Origin of the sequence: Chromobacterium alticapitis, assembly GCF_002924365.1 — a bacterium.
GTDB classification, from domain to species: Bacteria; Pseudomonadota; Gammaproteobacteria; order Burkholderiales; family Chromobacteriaceae; genus Chromobacterium; species Chromobacterium alticapitis.
The window spans coordinates 14,747-38,019 of the sequence record NZ_PQWB01000040.1 but is presented as its reverse complement, the minus strand read 5'-3'; the positions used below and the strand labels follow the sequence as shown (position 1 = coordinate 38,019).

At 63.7% G+C, this 23,273-nt stretch carries 18 protein-coding genes; 10 read left to right on the top strand and 8 right to left on the bottom strand.

Annotation, left to right across the window (positions count from 1 at the left end; genetic code table 11):
* Positions 1–73 precede the first annotated feature (73 nt).
* The 7 genes from C2I19_RS10730 to C2I19_RS10700 all read left to right on the top strand — a co-directional run bounded on the left by C2I19_RS10730 (position 74) and on the right by C2I19_RS10700 (position 4,872).
* Positions 74–976, top strand: a complete 903-nt coding sequence (locus C2I19_RS10730) for a LysR family transcriptional regulator (RefSeq protein ID WP_103902689.1) — start codon at positions 74–76, stop codon at positions 974–976.
* Positions 977–1,016: 40 nt separating this feature from the next.
* A complete protein-coding gene (locus C2I19_RS10725; RefSeq protein ID WP_103902688.1) occupies positions 1,017–1,535 on the top strand; it encodes a methylated-DNA--[protein]-cysteine S-methyltransferase in 519 nt (172 codons plus the stop codon).
* Between the two features lie 33 nt (positions 1,536–1,568).
* Complete coding sequence (locus C2I19_RS10720) at positions 1,569–2,567, top strand: DUF1176 domain-containing protein (protein ID WP_158253689.1); 999 nt, start codon at positions 1,569–1,571, stop codon at positions 2,565–2,567.
* A 152-nt stretch (positions 2,568–2,719) separates the two neighbouring features.
* A complete protein-coding gene (locus tag C2I19_RS10715) occupies positions 2,720–2,983 on the top strand; it encodes a hypothetical protein (RefSeq protein ID WP_103902686.1) in 264 nt (87 codons plus the stop codon).
* Complete coding sequence (locus C2I19_RS10710) at positions 2,976–3,218, top strand: hypothetical protein (protein ID WP_103902685.1); 243 nt, start codon at positions 2,976–2,978, stop codon at positions 3,216–3,218. The genes C2I19_RS10715 and C2I19_RS10710 overlap by 8 nt, the downstream gene beginning before the upstream one ends.
* Positions 3,211–4,113 (top strand): sensor histidine kinase, encoded by a 903-nt coding sequence (locus C2I19_RS10705; RefSeq protein ID WP_103902684.1) that lies wholly within the window; start codon positions 3,211–3,213, stop codon positions 4,111–4,113. Before C2I19_RS10710 ends, C2I19_RS10705 begins: the two co-directional genes overlap by 8 nt.
* A gap of 9 nt (positions 4,114–4,122) precedes the next feature.
* Complete coding sequence (locus tag C2I19_RS10700; protein WP_103902683.1) at positions 4,123–4,872, top strand: LytR/AlgR family response regulator transcription factor; 750 nt, start codon at positions 4,123–4,125, stop codon at positions 4,870–4,872.
* 2 nt (positions 4,873–4,874) lie between these two features.
* On the opposite strand, the gene C2I19_RS10695 is transcribed toward C2I19_RS10700, so the two are convergent.
* The 3 genes from C2I19_RS10695 to ggt form a co-directional block, all read right to left on the bottom strand.
* Entirely contained in the window at positions 4,875–6,524 is a 1,650-nt protein-coding gene (locus C2I19_RS10695; RefSeq protein ID WP_158253688.1) for a methyl-accepting chemotaxis protein, read from the bottom strand.
* A gap of 208 nt (positions 6,525–6,732) precedes the next feature.
* A complete protein-coding gene (locus C2I19_RS10690; RefSeq protein ID WP_103902681.1) occupies positions 6,733–7,161 on the bottom strand; it encodes a GNAT family N-acetyltransferase in 429 nt (142 codons plus the stop codon).
* Between the two features lie 80 nt (positions 7,162–7,241).
* Entirely contained in the window at positions 7,242–8,912 is a 1,671-nt protein-coding gene (ggt, locus tag C2I19_RS10685; RefSeq protein ID WP_103902680.1) for a gamma-glutamyltransferase, read from the bottom strand.
* Between the two features lie 189 nt (positions 8,913–9,101).
* Between ggt and C2I19_RS10680 the strand changes: the two genes are divergently transcribed.
* A complete protein-coding gene (locus C2I19_RS10680; RefSeq protein ID WP_103902679.1) occupies positions 9,102–9,893 on the top strand; it encodes a substrate-binding periplasmic protein in 792 nt (263 codons plus the stop codon).
* On the opposite strand, the gene C2I19_RS10675 is transcribed toward C2I19_RS10680, so the two are convergent.
* The 4 genes from C2I19_RS10675 to C2I19_RS10660 form a co-directional block, all read right to left on the bottom strand.
* Positions 9,890–10,633, bottom strand: a complete 744-nt coding sequence (locus tag C2I19_RS10675; protein ID WP_103902678.1) for a copper homeostasis protein CutC — start codon at positions 10,631–10,633, stop codon at positions 9,890–9,892. The two genes, C2I19_RS10680 and C2I19_RS10675, sit on opposite strands and share 4 nt — an antisense overlap.
* Before the next feature lie 123 nt (positions 10,634–10,756).
* Entirely contained in the window at positions 10,757–11,536 is a 780-nt protein-coding gene (pflA, locus tag C2I19_RS10670) for a pyruvate formate-lyase-activating protein (protein WP_103902677.1), read from the bottom strand.
* A 123-nt stretch (positions 11,537–11,659) separates the two neighbouring features.
* Positions 11,660–13,987 carry a formate C-acetyltransferase gene (gene pflB / locus C2I19_RS10665; RefSeq protein WP_103902676.1) on the bottom strand — a complete coding sequence of 776 codons (2,328 nt, stop codon included), beginning with the start codon at positions 13,985–13,987 and terminating at the stop codon, positions 11,660–11,662.
* A gap of 268 nt (positions 13,988–14,255) precedes the next feature.
* On the bottom strand, positions 14,256–15,038 hold the full coding sequence (locus C2I19_RS10660; protein WP_103902675.1) for a formate transporter FocA: 783 nt from the start codon (positions 15,036–15,038) through the stop codon (positions 14,256–14,258).
* Between the two features lie 1,088 nt (positions 15,039–16,126).
* Between C2I19_RS10660 and C2I19_RS10655 the strand changes: the two genes are divergently transcribed.
* Together C2I19_RS10655 and C2I19_RS10650 are read left to right on the top strand one after the other, a co-directional pair.
* Complete coding sequence (locus C2I19_RS10655; RefSeq protein WP_103902674.1) at positions 16,127–17,425, top strand: HAAAP family serine/threonine permease; 1,299 nt, start codon at positions 16,127–16,129, stop codon at positions 17,423–17,425.
* A 187-nt stretch (positions 17,426–17,612) separates the two neighbouring features.
* Positions 17,613–19,019 (top strand): L-serine ammonia-lyase, encoded by a 1,407-nt coding sequence (locus tag C2I19_RS10650; RefSeq protein ID WP_103902673.1) that lies wholly within the window; start codon positions 17,613–17,615, stop codon positions 19,017–19,019.
* 179 nt (positions 19,020–19,198) lie between these two features.
* On the opposite strand, the gene C2I19_RS10645 is transcribed toward C2I19_RS10650, so the two are convergent.
* The gene (locus C2I19_RS10645; RefSeq protein WP_103902702.1) at positions 19,199–23,140 is read right to left on the bottom strand and encodes a Dyp-type peroxidase; all 3,942 of its coding nucleotides are present in this window, start codon (positions 23,138–23,140) and stop codon (positions 19,199–19,201) included.
* Positions 23,141–23,273 lie beyond the last annotated feature (133 nt).

The following is a 23,273-nucleotide window of genomic DNA, read 5'->3' as shown; positions in this document are numbered from 1 at the left end:
ACAGGCGGAAGGCGCATGATTTGCACTTTACAAGTGCACACAGCGCCATATGTGAATGTGTTAGGGTAAGGTCATGAATTCGCCCGACCTGAACCTGCTGATCGTGCTGGACGCGCTGCTCGCCGAGGGCAGCGTGGCGGGCGCCGCCCGCCGGCTGGGGCTCAGCCCATCCGCGATGAGCCGATCCCTGGCGCGGCTGCGCCAAACCACCGGCGACCCGTTGCTGGTGCGCGCCGGCCGCGGCCTGGTGCCCACGCCTCGCGCGCTGGAGTTGCGGGAGCGGACCGGTCCCTTGCTGCGCGACGCGCTGGCCGCGCTCGGTCCGCCGCCCGCGCTTGACCTAGCCGCCCTGCGACGCACTTTTACGCTGCGCGCGACGGACGGCTTCGCCGAGAACTTCGGCCCGCGGCTGATCGCCCGGCTGCATGCCGAGGCCCCCGGCGCCCGGCTGCGTTTCATATTGAAGCTGGACAAGGACAGCGAACCGCTGCGCAAAGGGGAAGTGGACCTGGAAACCGGCGTCATCGGCCACACTGCCGGGCCGGAGCTGCGGGCGCGGGCGCTGTTCCGCGACCGCTTCATCGGCGTGGCGCGTCCCTCGCATCCGCTGGCGCAAGGCGAAGTCACGGCGAGTCGTTTCGCCGCTGGCCGCCACATCTTGGTGGCGCGCCGCGAACAAGGCGAAAGCCGCATAGACCTGGCGCTGGGCGAATTGGGGCTGCGGCGCGACATCGCAGTCACCGTCGGCGGTTTCTCCGCCGCGCTGGCGTTGGCCCGCGCCGACGACCTGATCGCCGTCGTGCCCTCCCGCCATACCGGCTACCTGCTGGACGGCCTGCACCGCTTCGAACTGCCGCTGGCCGTGCCTGAGATCACCGTCTCCATGCTCTGGCATCCGCGCATGGATGCGGACCCGGCGCACCAGTGGCTGCGCAAGGTCCTGAAACAGGTATGCGACGAGGCCGCCCCTGGCTGATCCCGCGCGCGAATCCATCCACCATTTGACACGCCCAACCATGAACTCATCTCCCCGCACTGCCGTTCACGGCCTGCTCGACACCCGCTTCGGCCCGGCAGCCGCCTGGCTGAACCGCGACGGCGCGCTGACCCGGCTGATCTTCAACCCGACGCCGGAACAGATGTCCGCGCACGCCTGCCCGCGCGACGACGCGGCGCTGGCCGAGACCGCGCGCCAGCTGGCGCAATACCAAGCCGGCGAGCGCCGCGACTTCGACCTGCCGCTGGCGCCTGTCGGCACGCCGTTTCAGCAGCAAGTATGGGCGGCGCTGCGCCTCATCCCCTACGGCGCCACGATGAGCTACGGCGAACTGGCGCGCGCGCTGGGCAATCCGGACGGCGCCCGCGCCATAGGCCGCGCCAACGCCACCAACCCCATCGCGCTGATCGTGCCATGCCACCGCGTGCTGGGCGCGGACGGCAGCCTCACCGGCTATGCCGGCGGCCTGCCCCTGAAGGCCGCTTTGCTGCGCTTCGAGCTGGAGCGCAGCGCGCCGCCGGGCCTGTTCAGCGCCTGAACTCAACGCATGGCATGCCACGAAAGGATGATCATGAAGCGCCTCGCCATCGCCGCCCTGCTGCTGGCTCTGCCCTGGGCCGCTCGGGCTAAGGTTTACGAATTCCAGAACTGGGCCATCGCCTGCGACAATACTCGCCATTGCACGGCCAACGGCAGCCAGGGCGGCGACATTGATCACCCGGCCTCGCTGCAACTGGATAGGGATGGCGGCCCTGGCGCTCGCCTTACCGGCCATTTGCAGGCGCTGCTGGCCGACGATGGCAAGATAGGCCCGCTGACGCTGAGCATCGGGACGCTGAACTGGAAGCGGCTGGCAGAGAATCAAGACTTCGACGCGGCGCAAACGGCCGAACTGCTGGCGGCGATGCGTGACGCCGACGCCATCGCGCTGAGCGATGGACCGCATGAATGGTCCATCGCGCTGTCCGGCTTGAAAGCGGCCCTGTTGAAGATGGACGACTTGCAAGGCCGAGTCGGCACGTCCGGCGCGCTGATCAAAAAAGGCGGCAAGCCTGAGTCTTCCGTGCCGCCGGCCAAACCCGCGCCCTTGCTGAGGCCGATTGAACCGCCGCCCTACCGCGACAGCGACCAGGCGCTGCTGCAACCCATTCTGCAGGCCTTGAGCAAAACGGATCCAGAGTGCTGGAACGAAATGCCGGACGCGGAAAACCCGGAGGCCAATCTGAGCAGGCTCAACGCCCACCAGCTGCTGGCGATGCGCGAATGCAGCCGCGGCGCTTACCAGAGCAGCTATGCGGCCTGGATCGTCGAGGACAAGCCGCCCTACCGCGCCGAGCAGGCCGCACTGAGCGACGAAGACGGCCAGGACGCGCCCTTGATGAATCCGGCTTTTGAGCATGGCGTGCTGAGCGGCTACGGCAAGCTGCGCGGCATAGGCGATTGCGGCGACAGCTACAGCTGGGCCTGGACCGGACGCGAGTTCAAGCTGATGTCCGCCGAAAAAGCCCCGCAATGCAGCGGCATTCCCGGCGGCGTGCCGCTGCGCGTCTGGACCACGCGGCGAAAATAAGCCGCATCCTCCTTGCGCGCGGGCTACAAGCCCGCGCATTCCATCCGCGCCAGACGCAGTTCATCCCCCGCCCCGCGCAGTCCGTCGCATCCCGATATCGCCCCGTTTTCCGCTCTCCTACAGTCACATCACCAACCCACCAGGAGAGCAGCATGAACTACCAAGACACCGCCGCGCTGTTGGACTCGCTGATCCAGCTCTGCCATCATATTCCCTTGTATTTATCGAACGGCCTGAATTGGCTGTCGCAATTGAATTGGGGACACGGCGCGCTGACGCTGCTGTTGGCCATCCTGGTCTGCAACGCGCTGATGGTGCCGGCCGCGCTGGCCTGGCAGGCGCTGGATTACTGCATCGCCAAACCGCTGGCCCGGCTGCATCGCCTGCCGCAACACAAGGAGGCCCATCATGGATAAGCTCGCCACCGCACAAGCCAGCGGCGATCCGCTGCTGCAATCCCTGCAACGCGGCTGGAAACATTACGCCGCCTATGTGAGCCAGATGAGCTGGAAGCGGCTGTGGCTCACCGCGCTGCCCCTGCAAATGCTGGGCGCGCTGCTGCAAGTGCCCGCGCTAACGCTGGCGCTGATCCTGACCTCCATCGTGGTCCGGCTGCAAGGCTCCAACAAACAGGAGGCCACGCATGAATGAGCGCGCGGAAGACACGCTGACGAGCGGCGACCGGCTGCTGCAAACCCTGGAGCGCTACTGGTGGCTGTTCGTCGACCAGGTGGCACGGATAGGCTGGGGCCGGCTGCTGCTGGCGGCCTTGCTGGTGCAAACGCTGGGCGGCATTCTCAGTGTGCCGCTGCTGACCCTGACGCTGATCCTGGTGTCCATCCTGGTCAAGATCCTAGCCAGCGGCAAACGGCAGGCGGAGCAACTGGCCGACCGCGCCATCGCCCGCAGCGAAAAAGCCGAGCAGCAGGCGGAACTGGAAGCGCTCAAGCGCCAGCTCGCGGAAACGCGCATGAGCGCGCTGCAAGCGCAGATCGAGCCGCACTTCCTGTTCAACACCCTGTCTTCGGTCTGCCAACTGATGGAAAGCGCGCCGCAGCAGGCCATCGCCATGCAGAAGGCCTTGATCCGCTACCTGCGCTCCTCGCTGCCGGAGTGGCGGGACTCGCCCGGCGAGACCAGCCTGGGCCAGCAGTTGGAGCTGTCGCGCGCCTATCTGGAAATCATGCAGCTGCGCATGGAAGACCGGCTGCAGGTCAGGCTCAAGGTGCCCGAATCATTGCTGGCCGCCCGTTTCCCGGTGATGATGCTGCAAACCCTGGTGGAGAACGCCATCAAGCATGGTCTGGAGCCCAAGGCGGAAGGCGGCGCCATCGAGGTGGACGCCAAGGTGCTGGACGGCAAGCTGCGGCTGGCGGTGCATGATGACGGCGTCGGCTTCCCGGAGCTGCCCGGCCAAGGCATGGGCCTGTCCAATATCCGCGAACGGCTGGCCATGCTGTACGGCATGGAGGCGGAGCTGACGCTGGAAGCGCCCGAATCCGGCGGCACGCTCGCCACCATCGTCCTGCCCTTCGCCCTGACCTGAAAGAGAAACATGAGCACGCTGACCGCCCTGATCGCCGACGATGAACGCCTGATGCGCGAACAGCTGCGCGCCGCCCTGCAAAGGATATGGCCGGAACTGGAAATCGTCGCCGAGGCCCACGACGGCGGCCAGGCGGTGGAGCTGGCGCGCCGGCGCCAGCCGGACATCGCCTTCCTGGACATCACCATGCCGGTGATGACCGGCATCGCCGCGGCGGTGGAACTGGACGGGCTGTGCCCGGTGGTTTTCGTCACCGCCTACGACCAATACGCCATCCGCGCGTTTGAAGAAGGCGCCGTCGACTACCTGCTCAAGCCGGTGGACGACGAACGCCTGGCGCGCACGCGCCAGCGCTGGCAGCAACGCCGCGCCGAAGCGCAGCCGGCAGACTGGCAGTCCGCGCTGCAGCAACTGAGCCGCCGCCTGGAAAAACCGGCCTATCTGCGCTGGATACGCGCCACCGTAGGCAGCGCCATGCGCATGATAGCCACTGAGGAAGTGCTGTTTTTCCAATCGGACGAGAAATACACCCGAGTGCAGACCGCCGGCGGCGAAGCGCTGATCCGCACGCCCATCAAGGAGCTGCTGCCTCAATTGGACCCGGACGAATTCTGGCAGGTGCACCGCTCCACCCTGGTTCGAGTGGCCGCCATCGAGCAAGTGCGCCGCGACGACCGCGGCCTGCTGCTGCAGCTGCGCGGCTACGCCCAGCCGCTGGAAGTGAGCCGCGGCTACGCCCACCTGTTCCAGCGGATGTAGCCCTAATCCAGCTTGAACGCCAGCGTGGTCTGCTGCAGCCGCTCCGCCACCACCGCCAGCTCGCGCGTGGCCTGCGAGAACACATCCACCGCCAGGCCGTTTTCCTTGGACATCTCGGCGATGGACTCCACCCGGCCGGCCAGCTCCGTGCTGGCCTGGCGCTGTTCCTGCACCGCGGAGGCGATCTCGCTGATCGCCGACAATACCTCGGCCGCGCGCGTTTCCACCGTGCTGATGGTGGAGGAAGCGCTCTCCGCCGCCACCACCACGTCGGACACGATCTGGCGGCTGCCGCGCATGCCGTCCACCGCCACGCGCGCGCCGTCCTGGATCTTGCCTATCATGTCGGTGATTTCCTGCGCCGACATCGTGGTGCGCTCGGCCAGCTTGCGCACCTCGTCCGCCACCACGGCGAAGCCGCGCCCCTGCTCGCCGGCCCGCGCCGCCTCTATCGCCGCGTTCAGCGCCAAAAGATTGGTCTGGTCGGCCACGTCCTTGATCACGGTGGCGATGCTGCCTATCTGCTGCGCTTGCGAGGACAGGGACTCCAGGCTTTCCGCTGACTGCGCCACGCTGTCGTTGACTTTGCGCACTCGCGAGGTGGAATCCTGCACCTCCTTATTGCCGGCCTTGGCCTGCTGGCCGGCGTCCGCCGCCTGCTGATTGGCCTGGGACGCGTTGCTGGCGCACAAGTCTATGCTGACCGTCAGCTCCTCGAGCGAAGCCGCCGCGCTGGCCGTGGAGTTGACCTGCTGGCCTATGCTGGCGCTGACCTGCTCGGTGGAAGCCGCCAACTCCTCGGAAGTGGCCGCCACGCTGCCGGCGGAGCGAATGATCTCGCCCACTGTCTTGCGCAGCCTTTCCTGGGTATCCGCAAGGGAGCGCATCATCTGCGCGATTTCATCCTTGCCGCGCGGCGTAATCTTTCCGGTCAGATCGCCGCCGCCTATTTTTTCCATCGCTCTGGAAGCCTCCGCCAGGCTGCTCACGATGCCGTTCTGCACCAGCAGCCCCAATGCAACCAGAATGATCAAGCCCACCAGCAGCACGCTGATGGCCAGCGTCCGCACCGACTGGTAGTTGCTTTGCGCATCCTCCAGCCCCTTGTCAGCCAGCTTGATATTGATGTCGGACAGATCATGCAGGATGTCGGCTGCGGCGGTAAACATGGGCCGGCACTGCTTGGCCATGATCTGCAAGGCCTTCTTGTTGTCCTCGCCGTTGCCGGTATCGTTGTAGCTCAGCTCCCGCACCTGCTTGCAGGGTCCTTCCATCGCCTCCCAGGCCGCGTCGAAACGCTTGAGTCCATCGACCTCTGGCGGCGTCAATTGAGTCTTGCGGTACTGGTCGAGAAAGCCCTTCATCGCCGCTTCGTACTTGTCGCGATTGGCTTGTATCTGATCCATCACCGGCTTCTCGCTTTCCGCGATATAACGGTAATCGCCGCGATTCACATAAAGCGCCTGAATCGAAGCCTGCCCCAGCAGGTAAACCGGCTTCAACATATTGTCGTGCATGTCGGTGGTGAGATCGAACATCTTCGAAGCGCCGTTCATGCCGTTGACTCCGATGATCAGCGCGGACAGGATGCCAAGCAGGATCAAGCCGAAAATCTTCAGCCGAATGCTGAATTGGGCAAGTAAATGGTTCACGCTACGCTCCCAACCACTTAGGTGGATACACATAGCGTTTTAGTTGCAATCAGAACCAATCACCAGTCATGATTTGCGCCGCAAAACGATGCGGCGCGACAGCCAGGGCCGGTTGACGCTTGCCGAGCGGTCGCGAAAGGCGCCTGGCCCTACCGGTTTGGCGAAGCGCGAACGCGATCCGCGCAATAGACGTCAACGGCCCCGAGACTCAATCCGCCCGCAAACGCTTGCGGTAGAAGATGCGGCTATGTCCTGGCGGGTAGTCTTCCAACTCGCCGAAGCGCTGATAACCCAGGCTTTCGTAGAACTTGGGCGCCTGGAAGCTGTGGGTATCCACCCAAGCGCCAATGCAGCCGCGGGCGCGGGCCTCGGCTTCGGCCTGTTCCATCATTCGCCGTCCCAAACCCAAGCCGCGCGCGCCGGTCGGCGCGGACAGCAGTTCGGTATACAGCCAGCCGCCGCGGGTATAGCCCCACAGCCCGCCCACCACCTGGCCGGCTTCATCCTCAATCCGGATCACCAACGGCCTATGGTCGCTAGGGCCGACTTGCTCCTCGTTGTAGGCAATCAGGGGAGCCACGATGGCTGCCCGGGTTTCCGCTGCCGCCACATCGCTCAACACGGTTTGGTACTGCATGCTTCACTCGCTTTATTGTCATTGTCGAAAAAACTGGGATCGTCGCCGCGCGCACGGCCTCAGGTCTGGCATCCGCCGCATCAGTCGCCAACGACGATGCCCATGCCGCGGCCGCGCGGGTCTGACGCCGTTTCCGCCTTGTCGCCGTCCACTTGCACCGCCTGGATATCGCCCATGCGCCAGCCCTGGTCCTTCAGCGCGTAGCCCATGGCCCGCAGCTGGTCCGCCACCGGGCCGGACAGCGGCGCGTATTCGTCGTAGAAAATGGTGTCCTTGGGCAAAAGCTGATGGTGTACGCGCTGCGCCGCCACCGCCAATTGCAGCGGCATGTCGAAATCGTACAGATTGTTCAGCACCTGGAAGAGGGAGGTGAAGATGCGCGAGCCGCCCGGCGTGCCTATCACCAGCGTCACCTTGCCGTCGCGGGTGACGATGGTGGGCGTCATCGACGACAGCATGCGCTTGCCCGGCGCGATGGCGTTGGCGTCCTTGCCCACTACGCCAAAGGCGTTGGCCACGCCCGGCTTGGCGCTGAAGTCGTCCATCTCGTCGTTGAGTAGGAAGCCCGCGCCCTTGACCACTACGCCGCTGCCGAAGTCGAAATTCAGCGTATAGGTATTGGCCACCGCGTTGCCCCAGCGGTCCACGATGGAGAAATGCGTGGTCTGATGATTTTCCAGCCCCGGCCGGATGCCGGGCGTGGACGAAATGGAGGTCGGGTTGATCTCGGCGGCGCGGCGCTTCAAATAGGCCGGATCCGTCAGCTCCGCCGCCGGCGCGGCCACGAAGTCCGGATCGCCCAGATAATCCGCGCGGTCGGCGAACACGCGCTTTTCTATCTCCGCCAGCAGGTGGATGTAGCGCGCGGAATTCAACGTGACGCCGGAGAAGTCCACCGCCCGGTTTTCCTTGATGCCCAGGAGCTGGGCCAGCGCCACGCCGCCTGAGCTGGGCGGCGGCGCGGTATAGATGGCGTTGCCGCGCCAGTCTATGCGGATAGGTTCGCGCCAGCGGGCGCGATAGGCTTGCAGATCGTCAGCCGTGATCAGGCCATGGTCGCGCCGCATCTGCGCGGTCAGCAGCCGCGCGGTCTTGCCCTGGTAGAAGTCGTCCGCGCCGCGCCGCGCGATGCGCCTCAGCGTGGCGGCCAGTTCCGGTTGGCGGAAGGTCCGCCCGGCGGTCATGCCGCCGAAATACTGGGCGAAATTGGTCTTGCCCTCAAACAGCTTCACCGCCTCGCCGCGGTACTGGAACTGCCGGTCGGCCACGGTGAAGCCGCGTTCGGCGTAGCGTATGGCCGGCTCGACCAGCTGGCTCCACTTGAGCTTGCCGAAGCGCTTGTGCGCCTCCCACATGCCCATCACCGTGCCCGGCACGCCTGCGGCGCGCGCGCCGACCAGGCTCTGCTGCGGCGACACCTTGCCGTCCGGGTCCAGATACATGTCGCGGCTGGCCGCCTGGGGCGCGGTTTCGCGGTAATCGAGGAAATACGGCTTGCCGTCCTGGTAGATCGTCATGAAGCCGCCGCCGCCGATATTGCCAGCCTCCGGGTAGGTAACGGCCAGCGCGAAGGCCGTGGCCACCGCTGCGTCCACCGCGTTGCCGCCGGCTTTCAACACATCCGCCGCCACACGGGCGCCATACGGATCCGGCGCAGCCACCGCGCCCTGGCCGGCCAAAGCGGGCAGGCAGAACAGGCTCAGGCAAACGCCGCCGATGGCGGCGCGTTTCAATGGGAACAGGGCAAGCATGCGGCTCCTCCACAAGAAATGACATGACATTCTTATGCCATCAATCTGGTCCGTGCGCCAATTTTTTTATCCCGCATAAAGCAGGCGAGGACTTGATCTGATCGCAGTAGGCGCGGCCGCGCAAGGTTTATAAATGGATCAATCAGCTTCCCTTTCCAGCCGGCGCTTATTCCGCCAGAAAGCCTCAGCATGCCCTCGTCCGCATCCATCGCCGGCATTTTGTCCGCGCTGCTGCTATTGACCACGCCGCAGGCGCGCGCCCAGTTGCCAGAAACCGTCAAGATTTGCGTGGACGCCGAGGAGTGGCCGCCGTTTTTCTACTATCAACGCCAGAACGGCCAGATCACGACGCGCAATATCGGCTACACGGTGGATTACCTGCAGGCCATCTTCGGCGCGGCGAAACAGAAATACGCGCTGACGCGCATGAGCTGGGCGCGCTGCCAGGCCGAGGTGAAATACGGCAGCCAGGACATGACGCTGGACGGCGTCAGCAACCCGGAGCGGGAACAGGCCTATCTGCTCAGCAAGCCGTACTACCACACCACCGGCATCTATTTCTTCTCCCGCGCGCGCCCCGCGCCCAAGGTGAACAGCCGGGCCGACCTGAAAACGCTGCGCGTCTGCGGCCAGCACGGTTATTCCTATCAGCCCTACGGCCTGGAACCGACAGACGTGGACACCACGCCGTACACGCTGGCCGCCGCGATGATGCTGCTGAAGACCGACCACTGCGACGCGGTGCTGGAGGAAAAGGAAGTGGCGATAGGCATGGCCAAGATAGGCATGACCAATTACCTGGCCCATCCGGATTTCGGCTTCCGCGAAGTGCCGGGCATGCCGGTGTCGAACTATCACATGTTCGTCAGCCGCAAAGTGCCATATGCCCAGGAGTTGCTGAAGCTGCTCAACAGCGGCATCAAGGACGAAACCTCCGCGCGCCTGCGCATGAAGGACATAGACCCGGTGCTGACGCCCTAGCCGCCATCCAGCGCGTCGCGCAGCGCCCTCACCTCGTCCGGCGAGGTTTCCATGCGCGCATACTCGTCCGCGCCCGGCGCGCCCATGCCGAGGCCCGCTTGGCGATAGCACATGGCGCTGGCCACGGCGGCGCGCGCCGAGGCGTGGAACTCGGCGCAGCCGGTGCGGCGCGCCAGTTCGGCGACATTGCCGGCGCGCACCCCCGCGCCCGGCATCACGATCAGCCTCTCCCCGGCCTGCGCGCGCAAACGGGACAACAAGTCCGCGCCCTGCAGGGCCGTGGCCGCCTGGCCCGAACTGAGCAGGCGATGGCAACCGCAGGCGATCACCTCTTCCAAGGCTTGCTCCGGATCGCGCGCCATGTCAAAAGCGCGGTGGAAGGTCACGCCCATCGGTCCGGCCAAGCCGGCCAGCTCGCGCGTGGCCGGACCATCGATATCGCCGTCCTCGGTCAGCATGCCTATCACCACGCCGTCCAGGCCCAGCTTGCGGCACAGCTCGATATCGCGCGCCATGGTCTCGAATTCCAGCGCCGAGTATAGAAAATCGCCGCCGCGCGGCCGGATCAGCGCATTGACCTCTATGCCCAGGCTGTCGCGCGCCAGGGCCAGCAGGCCGTAAGACGGCGTGGTGCCGCCCTCCAGCAGGTTGTCGCACAACTCCACCCTTTGCGCGCCGCCCTTTTGCGCCGCCAGGCAAGACGCCAGCGAGCCGGCGCAGATCTCCAAAACCTTGTTCATGCGTGCTCCTTTGCCTATCGATTCCTGACAGACCGCGCCGCCGGCTCAATGGTGCCGCGCAGCGACAAAAAAAGCCGCCGGAGCGGAACGCGGCGGCGGCCAGGGAGAATGACTCGATGAAAATCAGGTGACTTTGAGCCCGCGGCTGGCGAACAGCGCGCGCGCATGGGCCGCTTGCTCCGCGGTGGGGATAGGCGTGTCATTGAGCTGATACTCCATGCCCAGCTGCGCCCATTTGTCCTTGCCCAATTGATGGAAAGGCAGCACCTCCACCCGTTCCACCGCGTCGCCGAGCGCGGCGATGAAATCGGCCAGGCGCTCGATGTCGGCGTTGTCGTCGGTCAGACCCGGCACCAGCACGTAGCGTATCCACATCTTCTTTTTCAGACGCTTCAAGCGATGGGCGAAATCCAGCGTCGGTTGCAGCGGCTGGCCGGTCAGGGCCTGGTACTTGTCGGGATCGGAATGCTTGATGTCCAGCATCACCAGATCGACATCGTCAAACCATTCATCCGGCACGCGCTCGTGCAGGAAACCCTGGGTGTCCAGCGCGGTGTGCAGGCCGAAGCGCTGCTTGATCGCATGGAACAACTCGCCGACGAACTCATGCTGCATCAAGGGCTCGCCGCCGGAAATGGTGACGCCGCCGGCGAATTTGAGGAAGCGCGCGTAAGGCGCCACTTCCGACAAGGCCTGCTCAACCGTGACCTGGCGGCCGTTGTGCAGCTTCCAGGTGTCCGGGTTGTGGCAGTACAGGCAGCGGAATTGACAACCCGAGGTGAAAAAGACGAAGCGCATGCCGGGGCCGTCGACGCCGGCGCCGCTTTCGGTGGAATGCAAATAGCCTAGAGTGTCGGTGCTGACAGCTTGAGCGGCGCAGTCTGCGGCGATGGGTGGGGTCATTGCCGTATCTCCGGTGATTCTGGTGAAAAAGCGGGGCTTTCCTTCCGGACCGCCCCGCCATTGATGCGATGGTGTTTCCGCGCGGGCAAGCCTTTCGGCTGCCCGCCCTACCTTCTTTTCAGCTTACATCTTGCCGTGGAAGGTGCGGTTGATCACGTCCATCTGCTGCTCGCGGGTCAGCTTGATGAAGTTCACGGCGTAGCCCGACACGCGGATGGTCAGCTGCGGGTACAGTTCCGGGTGCTCCATCGCGTCCAGCAGGGTTTCGCGCTTGAACACGTTGACGTTGACGTGGAAGCCGCCGCCGGCGATGTTGCGCTCGCCTTCGCAATCGAACGGCGTGCACTGGGCGCTGCTGAACGCGGTCGGGTGCGCGGAGCAGAAGCCGTCCAGGCAGTTGGCCAGGTTCAGAATGCGCTCTTCAGCGGTGTGGCCCAGCGCGTCCGGCGTAGCGGATGCGGTCCAGCTGATGCCGTCCAGCGCCGAGTCGTACGGCAGCTTGGCCACCGAGGCGCCTGCCGCCACAAAGCCCTTCACGTCGCGGCCGTTCATCGGGTTGGCGCCCGGGGAGAACGGTTCGCCGGCGCGGCGGCCGTCCGGCGTGTTGCCGGTCTTCTTGCCGTACACCACGTTGGAGGTGATGGTCAGCACAGACTGGGTCGGCTTGGAGTCGCGGTAGAAGTAGGGCTGGGCCTTGATGCGGTCCATGAAGGACTGGGTCAGCCAGACGGCGATGTCGTCCACGCGGTCGTCGTTGTTGCCGTAAGCCGGGTAGTCGCCTTCGATCTTGTAGTCGACGGCCAGGCCGTCTTCATTGCGGATGATGTGGACCTTGGCGAACTTGACGGCGGACAGCGAGTCGGCGGCCACGGACAGGCCGGCGATGCCGCAAGCCATGGTGCGGATGATGTCGCGGTCATGCAGCGCCATTTCGATGCGCTCGTAGGCGTACTTGTCGTGCATGTAGTGGATGCAGTTCAGCGCCTTGACGTAGGTGGCGGCCAGCCAGTCCATCATCTTCTCGAACTTCGGCATCAGCTCTTCGTAGGTCAGCACGTCGCTGGTGATGGGTTCGAAACCCTTGGCCACCAACGCGCCGCTCTTCTCGTCGCGGCCGCCGTTGATCGCGTACAGCATGGCCTTGGCCAGGTTGGCGCGGGCGCCGAAGAACTGCATCTGCTTGCCGATCTTCATCGCCGACACGCAGCAGGCGATGCCGTAGTCGTCGCCCCAGTAAGGCAGCATCAGATCGTCGTTTTCGTACTGGATGGCGCTGGTGTCGATGGACACCTTGGCGCAGAAGTTCTTGAAGCCTTGCGGGAAGCGGGTGGACCACAGCACGGTCAGGTTCGGTTCCGGCGCCGGGCCCAGGTTATACAGAGTGTTCAGGAAGCGGAAGCTGTTCTTGGTCACCAGGGTGCGGCCATCTTGGCCCATGCCGCCGATGGATTCGGTCACCCAGGTCGGGTCGCCGGAGAACAGTTGATCGTATTCCGGAGTGCGCAGGAAGCGGACGATGCGCAGCTTGATCACCAGATCGTCGATCATTTCCTGGGCTTGTTCTTCAGTCAGCGCGCCGGCGGCGATGTCGCGCTCGATGTACACGTCCAGGAAGGTGGACACGCGGCCGAAGGACATGGCGGCGCCGTTTTGTTCCTTCACCGCAGCCAGGTAGGCGAAGTAAACCCACTGGATGGCTTCGCGAGCGTTGGCGGCCGGGCGACTGATGTCATAGCCGTACTTGGCGGCCATCTGCTTCAGTTCGTCCAGGGCGCGGAACTGTTCGGACAGTTCTTCGCGCTGACGCATCACTTCGTCAGTGAAGGCCACGTCATTCAGTTCGGCGAACAGCTGCTGGCGTTCTTTGCGCAGGAAGTCGGTGCCGTACAGCGCCACGCGGCGGTAGTCGCCGATGATGCGGCCGCGGCCGTAGGCGTCCGGCAGGCCGGTGATCACGCCGGACTTGCGGCAAGCCATGATTTCCGGGGTGTAGACATCGAACACGCCCTGGTTATGGCTCTTGCGATACTTTTCCCACACTTCCTTGATCATCGGGTCCAACTTGAAGCCGAAGGCTTCCAGGCCGTTCTCGACCATGCGCAGGCCGCCGTTCGGCATGATGGCGCGCTTCAGCGGCGCGTCGGTTTGCAGGCCGACGATCACTTCATTGGCCTGGTCGATGTAGCCGGCGTCGTGCGCGGTGATGGAGGAGCCGCGGTCGGCGGACACGTCCAGCACGCCCTTGGCGCGCTCCTGCTTCAGCAGCTCGCCCAGCGTATCCCACAGTTTCTTGGTGCGATCGGTCGCGCCGGCCAGGAAGCTGTCGTCGCCCTCGTACGGCAGGTAGTTCAACTGAATGAAGTTGCGGACATCGACCTTGCTCTGCCAGTCGCCGGCAGCGAAATCGCGCCACGGGTTGGCTTGAGCGGCATTTTGAGTGATGGCGTCCATCTGGGGCTCCTTCTTGGCTAGATCCAGTAAGTGTTAGATATTGAACACATCGTACATTCGCATCCGAAAATCACGCTTGATCTTAATCAAGTAGCGCCCTGCTTCAAGCTCGATTCCGATCCTGCGCCGCAACATGCACAATGCGCCAAACACCCCTGTAATATCAGTATTTTACAGCAAAATCGGCGCGGCACCCGATGTACCGAGCCGACTACATTCGAAAACGAACATTTACATGCCGTTCACAGCCTGAAATGCCCTATCCATCTCAGACAGCCTGCAAAGTGTGGCGTTCCAGCCAGAACACCACCAGGCCTACGCCGATGGCGCCGCCTACGATATTGCCCAAGGTGGCTGGCGCCATATTATGCAGGATGTCGCTCCATTCCAGGCCCGCCATGCCTTGCAGCTTGGCCAGCGAGAAGAAGGCCATATTGGCGATGCTGTGCTCGAAACCGGAGAAGAAGAACACGAACACCAGCAGCATGATGATCAGCAGCCGGGCCGCCTCGTTGGACAGGCGCATCGGCACCCATACCGCCAGGCAGATCACCCAGTTGCACAGCACGCCTTTCCAGAAAATTTCCATAGAAGAAGCGTGCACCTTGTGTTCCACCACATTGAACAGCAGATGGTCGGCGGGCAGCGCGCCCATTCCGCCGGCGCCGGCCAGCACGGCGACGAACAGCAGCACGCCGATCAGGTTGCCGACATACACCATGGCCCAGCTGCGCAGCAGGTTGCAGGTGCCGCAACGCCCGCTAAGGCGTCCCACGGTAAAATACATCACATTGCTGGTGAACAGCTCCACCTTGCAGACGATGATGCTGACCAGCGCCACGCCGAAAAAACCGGAGGTGGCGATGTAGTAGCCAGGCGCGCCGGCTGCGAAGAATACCTGGCCCAGCTTCAGGCTGACGGCGAGCACGACGGCGATCAAGGCGCCGGCCATGGCGGAACTGAGCAGGTAGCGGCCAGGCTCGGACAGCAACACTTCCTGCTTGCTGGCTGCCTCGTCGACTACGTAGGCGAGAGTGGAGGGATGGCTCATTTTCTTGCGTCTCTAATAAAGTATGGGAAGGCTGTGCCGCGCGCGATGGCTGTCCGCCATTCGCAGCTGATGCGACTTCACGAAAATTTTATGTTCGAATTAGTAAATTCGTGTTTGATAACGATCAACTCACCGCATCCCCGCCCGATCCCCGCGCCTCATTGCCCTTCAGCAGCATGACTGTCGGTCCCATTTCAAGGAGGCCGCGCGCGACGCGCATGCAAGACGCCTGCAAAGGCGACAAACCCTACCTTCCATGCATGGCCGCATGCACTCCCTTCCGGCTCCGCATCTTGACCCCGCGTCTGTCACGCACGCACTTCACAATAACGGCATTCACACACTTCGAAACCGAATATTTTCGTTTTGGTAAAATTATTTTCATTTTCGAAAATATAATCTACTCATAGCGTGCGGATAATGAACAAATTCGATCAAAAACAATTCCATTTCAAACTTGCCTCACAGCAAAACCCATGCAAGATCACTCCGCCCGCTCCATCCGGCCAGCCAAAATTTACAAATAAAATTCAATAACTTACAAAATACAATCAAACCCACCGCCCCTCCTGACGCACTCACCTCATCCTCGTTATGCAGAAACAACAGGATTGCGAGCGAGTCGGAATCGCACCCGCCAACAAACAGAGCAAACACTCAAACGCACTCCCGCCCCATTGCAAAACCAGGACATTCTCATATTCTTGGAGATTGGGTTTTTATTCTTTTAAATTTTATTTTTGTTTAACTTAACTGCTAGTTTATTTTAAATTTTAAAATTTAATGCCTAAAAATTCCACATAAAAACAAGTTGCCTCAGCCCTGCCAGCCGGACTGACTTGTTCATTTGTTCGCTTTGTGACAATTTTAACTTGATAAGAATCAACTGATGTTCTTAAATGTGTACCTTGCCGATTACAAAAGCCCGTACGATGACGGCAACTCAGCAAGGCGAGGTTCAACAAGCCTCACGTCAACCCCGCCGGCTAAACGCTCTAACCGGTTGTCCGCCCCTCCGCCTCTAACAGCGAAGACGGCGGACCCAAAAACAGAATTTCCAAAATATCGTTCGAAAAGGCACCTCAATCATGTCACAAGCAATCGCCTCAACCGCCTCCCGCTCCGGCTCGTCCGGATGGACCAAGCACGACACCACCTGGATGCTCGGCCTGTACGGCACCGCCATCGGCGCCGGCGTCCTGTTCCTGCCCATCAACGCCGGCATCGGCGGCTTGTGGCCGCTGATGCTGATGGCCATCCTGGCCCTGCCGCTGACCTTCTTCGCCCACCGCGGCCTGACCCGTTTCGTGCTGTCCGGCAGCAAAGAAGGCGCGGACATCACCGAAGTGGTGGAAGAACACTTCGGCCTCGGCGCCGGCAAGATCATCACCCTGCTGTACTTCTTCGCCATCTACCCGATTCTGTTGATGTACAGCGTGGCCATCACCAATACGGTGCTGTCCTTCCTCAATAACCAGCTGCACATCGAAGTGGGCACCGGCACCGCCACCCGCGCCGTGTTCTCGCTGGCGCTGATCCTGGGTCTGATGTCCATCGTGCGCCTGGGCGGCCAGGTCATCGTCAAGGCGATGAGCATCCTGGTCTACCCGTTTGTGGTCGTGCTGATGCTGCTGGCCCTGTACCTGATCCCGCAATGGAGCGACACCGCCATCCGCCACGCCGGCAGCCTGGGCGACGCCGTATCCAGCGGCGCTTTCTACAAGACCCTGTGGCTGGCCATCCCGGTCATGGTGTTCTCGTTCAACCACTCGCCCATCATCTCGTCCTTCTCTGTGGACCAACGCAAGCTGCACGGCGATGACGCAGAGCAATCTTCCAGCCGCGTGCTGATCCGCGCCCACACCATGATGGTGCTGACCGTGATGTTCTTCGTGTTCAGCTGCGTGTTCAGCCTGAGCCCGGCCGACCTGGCCGCCGCCAAGGCCCAGAACATCTCCATCCTGTCCTACCTGGCCAACCACTTCCAAAACCCGGTGATGGAATGGGTTGCCCCGATCATCGCCATGGTCGCCATCAGCAAGTCCTTCCTGGGCCACTACCTGGGCGCCAAGGAAGGCTTCAACGGCCTGGTGATCAAGCAACTGCGCCAGAGCGGCAAGACCATCGAATCGTCCAAGCTGGACCGCTACACCGCCATCTTCATGATCGTGACCTGCTGGATCATCGCCACCATCAACCCGTCCATCCTGGGCATGATCGAAACCCTGGGCGGCCCGGTGATCGCGATGCTGCTGTTCCTGATGCCGATGTACGCCATCCAGAAAGTGCCGGCGATGAAGAAGTACTCCGGCGCCGCCAGCAACATCTTCGTGGTGCTGATCGGTCTGATCGCCATCTCCGCGATCTTCTACGATCTGATCGCCTGATCGTAAGCCAACAGGCCCCCCGCCCTTGCTGGCTGGGGGATTGGGACTCAGTCATCAGGCTGCGGATTCCAGCGCTGAAATAGAGAGGCCCGGCATGGCCGGGCCCTCTGGCCCCCTCCCAATCGCACGCTCCAAACCGCCCGGCCTGTTCTTCTTCCTAGATTCCAGCATTCAAAGAGGTAGCATCATGTTCAGCATGAGCGACATCTACAAAATCGGCGTCGGCCCCTCCAGCTCCCACACCGTCGGCCCGATGAAGGCCGGCCACCAGTTCCTCGGCGCGCTCAAGGAAACCGGCCGTTTCAACCAAGTGAACCGCGTCCATGTGGACTGCTACGGCTCGCTCGCCCTCACCGGCAAAGGCCACTGCACCGACCAGGCCATCATCCTGGGTCTGGCCGGCAATCTGCCGGACACCGTAGACCCGGACAACTCCGCCGGCCTGATCGCCGACGTGGAACAAACCGGCCAGCTGACGCTGGGCCGCACCCACCAGCGCGTGGCCTTCGGCATGGACTTCCACACCGCCAATCTGCCACGCCACGAAAACGGCATGCAGATCCACGCCTTCGTCGGCGACGAAAAAGTCCTGACCAAAACCTATTACTCGATAGGCGGCGGCTTCATCGTCGACGAGGAGCACTTCGACCAATCCAGCTGCAGCGACACTCCCGTGCCGTATCACTTCGTTACCGCCCAGCAGCTGATGGACATGTGCGAGGAAACCGGCCTGTCCATCGCCGCCTTGGTGCTGGAAAACGAAAAGGCCTTCCACGACGTCAAGGACACTCAGGCCCACTTCCGCCGCGTGTGGGACGTGATGAAGGGCAGCATAGAGCGCGGCATGCGCACCGAGGGCAATTTGCCCGGCCCCATGCGCATCCCGCGCCGCGCCCCGGCATTGCACCGCATGCTGACCAGCTCGCTGACCGTGGCCAAAGACCCGATGAGCGTGATGGACTGGGTCAATATGTACGCCATGGCCATGTCCGAGGAAAACGCCGCCGGCGGCCGCGTAGTGACTGCGCCCACCAATGGCGCCTGCGGCATCGTGCCGGCGGTGCTGGCCTACTACAACCACTTCATCCAGCCGCTGGACGACGACAGCTGCCTGCGCTTCTTCCTGTCCTCCGGCGCCATCGGCTGCCTGTTCAAGCTCAACGCGTCCATCTCCGGCGCGGAAGTGGGCTGCCAGGGCGAAGTGGGCGTGGCTTGCTCGATGGCCGCGGCCGGCCTGACCGAGCTGATGGGCGGCAGCCCGTCCCAGGTGTGCATGGCGGCCGAAATCGCCATGGAGCACAACCTGGGCCTGACCTGCGACCCGGTGGGCGGCCAAGTGCAGATTCCGTGCATCGAGCGCAACGCCATCGCCGCGGTCAAGGCGATCAATGCCGCCCGCATGGCCATGCACCGTGTCAGCAGCCCCAAGGTGTCGCTGGACAAGGTCATCGCCGCCATGTACGAAACCGGCAAGGACATGGACGCCAAGTACCGCGAAACCTCCTGCGGCGGCCTCGCCCTGCAGATCAAGGCGGAAAGCAAGATCGTGCCCAGCCAAGCCATACGCTGGGTGGACGACGCGGCCTGCGCCTGATCCCTCCCCGCAATGAAAATGCCGCCGGACATCCGGCGGCATTTTTTTGTTGCTCGACAGCCTGCTTAGACCGCTAACAAAACTCTGCGAGGCGTTTGAGGCAAGGCGCGCCGACGCAGGCAGTACAAACCGCAGGACCCGTCGGCGCAACGCAGCATCAAGGGTTTTGCCATCGCCGCTCAGCGCTTGCCCTCCCCTTCCGGGCAGCCGCCGGAAACATCCAGCGGACGCCGCTGGTGCTGGCGCTGGTGGGCCGGGAACATGGAGACGAAGAACTCGGTCCAGCCGCCCATCCGCACCCGCAGCAGATCATACTTCTCCGGGTCGCGCGCGGCGCCGGCCAGCGTGTCCGGATCGCCGCAGGTGACGGTCAGAATGTTGGAGCCGGCCCCATTCGCGAATGCGTCCAGCAGCCCGACCAGCTCCTCGCGCGGGAAGTCCTCGCGTATGCACAGGTCGATGGGCGCGCCGTCGCTGAAGGCGCGGTTGCCCTCGCCCGTGTAGCCATCCAGCACTTTGCCGAACGCCGCTTCCTGATGCGCCACCGGCCGGTCCGCCGGGCTGGGCGTCGGGCTGAGGTCGGACGAAATGGTCTCGCCGTTGCGCCGCCCGTCGGCCGACGCCCCGGCCATGCCGCCGAACTCGACATAGTTCTCGAAAGTGCCCACGCCCGGCTGGATCTGGAAGCCTCCGAACGGTTGCTCCTTCGTGCCCAGCCGCTGGGCCAGGGCAACCATCTGATCGCCGGTGGATTGCACCGGGTTATGGAACAGATCGACCACGGTATCGGCGATGCGGCCACAAATATGGTCGCCGAACGCGTCAATGCCCTCGTGCCCGCGTCCATAGCGCGGCAGCGCCAGCGCCGCCTTGCGCAAATCGCGGTAGCGCTCAGCCTGCGCGGCGATGCGGTCCGGCCCGGACAGCGAACTGACAAACGGCTCCTGCATGGATTCGCCCCAGTCGCACATCAGCGCCTGCACCAACTCCGGCAGCGAGGTCACGGCGCTGTCGCGCTCGAACACCATGCTGCGAATCGCCCACAGGGAATTGATCAGGCTGGGGATCGCGGTGAAGCATGGCGCGATCACGTTGTAGCGCGCGCCGCCTTCGTACAGGTCCTGCCCCTTGTCCAGGCAGCCCTCCACAAACAACGACAGCAAGGGCGTGGGGCAAACCTGCTGCATCTGGCCAAACCCGGCCAGCTGGCCATCCAGCTGCTTGGCGTACATCCAGCGCAGGTGCTTGAGCAGCAAATCTTCCAGCTCGGCGTAGCTATGGATTTCCTCCGGCGGGGCCGAAGTGAACGACACCCGCTGCCCGCGGAACCACACCGGTCCGGCCATGGCCCAGCTCTTGCCCTGGTTCATCGCCGCCTCCAGCGCCACCAGCATGTTCATCCCGCCCAAGGTGAACCAGTTGCGGCCGGACAGTTGCGGTTCGTAGCAGCCGTCGCAGGCGTAATCGCGGGCGGCGCTGAGCGCCACCTCGCTGCGCCAGCGCCCCTCGGCGCGCTCTGCCACCTTCGCGCCCTCGCCCACGCCGTCGCCGCTGCGATGCAGGCCGTCGATGATGGCTTCGTCGTTGAGCAGGATAGGATGCGCGCCCCCAGACAGAATGGCCAACGCCGCTTCCTCCAGCACCTGGCGCGGCGCGTCCGGCCGCAGGCGCAGCGACAGACAGGGCGCGTTCAGCGGCAGCCTGCGCACCGCGCGCAGGCACAGGATGGTGACGTCGTTGTAGGCCGGCGATCCGGCGCCGGGACTGTCGTCCGCCACGGTGCCGCCCACCGTCACCTGCTGTATCCACTGGTTATTGGCCGCGCCCTGCGGGTAGTTGCCGCTGGCGCCGCCCATCGCCATATTGCCGTAAGGCTGATGATCTTCCACGAACAGGCGGTTGCTCTGCACCTTCTCGCCTATCTTGATCCAGAAACAGTCTATGATCTCCTGCGCCTCTTCCTCGCTCAGCCGGCCAGCCTGCTTGTCCGCCAAGTAGAACGGGGCCAGCAACTGATCCAGCCGGCCCACCGCCGTCGGCTCCCCGGCCAAATGCAGGCAGGCGTGCAGGGTGAACACCAGCTGCGCGGCTTCGAGCAGAGTTTCCGGCTTGCCGTGCGCCAGCTTGCGCATCCGCTGTGCCAAAGCGCGCAGATTGGCTTTTTCCGCCGCCTGGCCATCCGCCATGCCATCGACCATCGCCTCCGCCAGTGCGGCATAGGCCTCGCAATGCTCGCTGACGCCGGTCAAGGCCTGCTGCATCGCCAGGTACAGGGAGCGTGACGCCTCGGGACAGCCGGCCAGTTTCTCCGCCACCTTGCGCTGCAGCCCATCCAGCCCTAGTTCCAACGCTTCGCCATAGCCCGGCACCACGTGGCCGACGCCGGAGGCTGCGCCCAAGCCGCGGAAGAAATTGCCCATCTCCTCGTCGCGGCGGGCGTACTCCATCACGTACTTGCCCTGGCCCAGGCCGATATTGGGCAGGCCGCCGGCAATCAGCTCCTCCGGCTGGATGCGATAAGTGTCGGCGCCGTTGATCCAGTTGCCCTCTTCATCCTGCCAACGGCCGCGGCGGCCGTATTCCGGATCGACATAGGCATGCCCCACTGTCATGCGGATGGCCCAGCCCATGCGCTCCATCACCGGCAGCGCCATCACGTCCTCGACCTTGGCCGCGCCGAACTTCTTCGCCACCCAGTCCCGCAAATGGCCCAGCTCCTGCTGCTTGCGGTCGAAATACCAGTTGTCCTGCCAGCGCATGAAGGCGTTGGCCAGCAGCAACTGCACGCGCGCCGAGGGCGGCCGCTTGAATGCCTTGTCCTGCTCCGGCATCGTCGCCATCTGGAACAGGTAATCCTTGTGGTTGTAATACATCAGCCCATTCTTGGAGCGCTGGGTGAAGTGGCGGTCCAGCCTATCCCAATCCACGCCGGGAAAGCGCGACCACTCCAGATCGGCGATGTCCGGCACGTCCACCTCGGGCAGACCCAGGTCGGCCTGGCTGGGGATGTAGAACAGCCCGCCGGCATCGGCGTGGACATTGGCCAGCAGCCGGTCGCGGATCGGTCCCTCCCCGCCGCCGATCTGATTGGCCACAATGCTTTCCAGCGCCTCCGCGCTGCGGGCATAGCCGGCGAACACCACGCCCTCCTCGTCGCGCAGGCTCGCCCCCTTGCGGCTGAGGTCGATATTGCGCACGGCGTCGGACTGGCCGAAAGGCAGCCCCAGCCGCAGCACCGCCATGGTGTTGCCCTCGCCGTCCTGCGCGCGCGAACACTTGATGTGGCTGCGGTCGTCCCGGGTTGGGATCAGGATATCGTCCGTGGTGCGGCCCACCAGATCCTCGATCTGCGACGGGCTCATATTCAGGATATTGTCCCATTTGATGCGGAAGCGCTGGGCCAGCACATAAGAAGCCCCCGCGTGCGCCAGATCATCGAAGCCGACTATGGTCTGCTGCTGGATGCTGAGCGGGTCGGAGGGATTGTTCAAGTTCTCGGAGAAACGGCAGCCCAGCACCTTGCCGCCGGTGCGGTCCAAGGTGCTGGCCTTGGTGGAAGCATGCTGCCGCACCGTCGCGTCTGGGTTGATGGCCTGCTCGCCGCTCAGCCATTCATCGATGAAGGCGAAAACCTGGTCGCAATGCGCCGCCTCGCGGGATTTGATGTGGAACCACAAGTCGCCGCCGCTATCGCTGAACGCGGCCGCGCCGTCGACGAAGACCTGGGAGCGCGTTTCGGACTCCGCATCCGCTGACTGCATCAGCGGCCGGCTCAAGCGCATGCCCTTGGGCACGCTCAAGCCCGCCGCTTCCGCCCAGCGCCGCCACAGCTCGAATCCCACGCCCACGATGGCGGTGGTATGGCTGCTGCCGTATTGCTGGTGGATTTCGCGGCGCACGGCAGCCATCAGTTCAGTTAGCCGCTCAAGGGACAGGCTGTCATCAGCCCGCAGTTTGAAGATCGCGAACACCGCCTCCGGCGACGGATAAACCAGGCCGCGCTGCACCAGCCGCCAGATGGCGTGCCGCGCCTCGCGCCCCTTGCCGGCGGACAGCCGCTCTCCGCTGCCTTCCAGCGCCTCGAACGGACAGGCCGCCGTTTGTTGTGGATTCCGCTCCATGCATATCTCCCCTTGATCGTTGATGACATAGAAATGCATCTCTGATGCTAGAAGACCAATAGCATTAAGCAAGCATGGATTCGCTTGAAACTAGATGCCGATGAACAGTCGCGTCGGCGCGTGAGTGGAATTG

Excerpts from the sequence above, each read along its gene's own strand:
- C2I19_RS10730 (WP_103902689.1), top strand. The coding sequence starts at position 74 with ATGAATTCGCCCGACCTGAACCTGCTGATCGTGCTGGACGCGCTGCTC.
- C2I19_RS10725 (WP_103902688.1), top strand. The coding sequence starts at position 1,017 with ATGAACTCATCTCCCCGCACTGCCGTTCACGGCCTGCTCGACACCCGC.
- C2I19_RS10720 (WP_158253689.1), top strand. The coding sequence starts at position 1,569 with ATGAAGCGCCTCGCCATCGCCGCCCTGCTGCTGGCTCTGCCCTGGGCC.
- C2I19_RS10715 (WP_103902686.1), top strand. The coding sequence starts at position 2,720 with ATGAACTACCAAGACACCGCCGCGCTGTTGGACTCGCTGATCCAGCTC.
- C2I19_RS10710 (WP_103902685.1), top strand. The coding sequence starts at position 2,976 with ATGGATAAGCTCGCCACCGCACAAGCCAGCGGCGATCCGCTGCTGCAA.
- C2I19_RS10705 (WP_103902684.1), top strand. The coding sequence starts at position 3,211 with ATGAATGAGCGCGCGGAAGACACGCTGACGAGCGGCGACCGGCTGCTG.
- C2I19_RS10700 (WP_103902683.1), top strand. The coding sequence starts at position 4,123 with ATGAGCACGCTGACCGCCCTGATCGCCGACGATGAACGCCTGATGCGC.
- C2I19_RS10690 (WP_103902681.1), bottom strand. The coding sequence starts at position 7,161 with ATGCAGTACCAAACCGTGTTGAGCGATGTGGCGGCAGCGGAAACCCGG.
- ggt (WP_103902680.1), bottom strand. The coding sequence starts at position 8,912 with ATGCTTGCCCTGTTCCCATTGAAACGCGCCGCCATCGGCGGCGTTTGC.
- C2I19_RS10680 (WP_103902679.1), top strand. The coding sequence starts at position 9,102 with ATGCCCTCGTCCGCATCCATCGCCGGCATTTTGTCCGCGCTGCTGCTA.
- C2I19_RS10675 (WP_103902678.1), bottom strand. The coding sequence starts at position 10,633 with ATGAACAAGGTTTTGGAGATCTGCGCCGGCTCGCTGGCGTCTTGCCTG.
- pflA (WP_103902677.1), bottom strand. The coding sequence starts at position 11,536 with ATGACCCCACCCATCGCCGCAGACTGCGCCGCTCAAGCTGTCAGCACC.
- pflB (WP_103902676.1), bottom strand. The coding sequence starts at position 13,987 with ATGGACGCCATCACTCAAAATGCCGCTCAAGCCAACCCGTGGCGCGAT.
- C2I19_RS10660 (WP_103902675.1), bottom strand. The coding sequence starts at position 15,038 with ATGAGCCATCCCTCCACTCTCGCCTACGTAGTCGACGAGGCAGCCAGC.
- C2I19_RS10655 (WP_103902674.1), top strand. The coding sequence starts at position 16,127 with ATGTCACAAGCAATCGCCTCAACCGCCTCCCGCTCCGGCTCGTCCGGA.
- C2I19_RS10650 (WP_103902673.1), top strand. The coding sequence starts at position 17,613 with ATGTTCAGCATGAGCGACATCTACAAAATCGGCGTCGGCCCCTCCAGC.
- C2I19_RS10645 (WP_103902702.1), bottom strand. The coding sequence starts at position 23,140 with ATGGAGCGGAATCCACAACAAACGGCGGCCTGTCCGTTCGAGGCGCTG.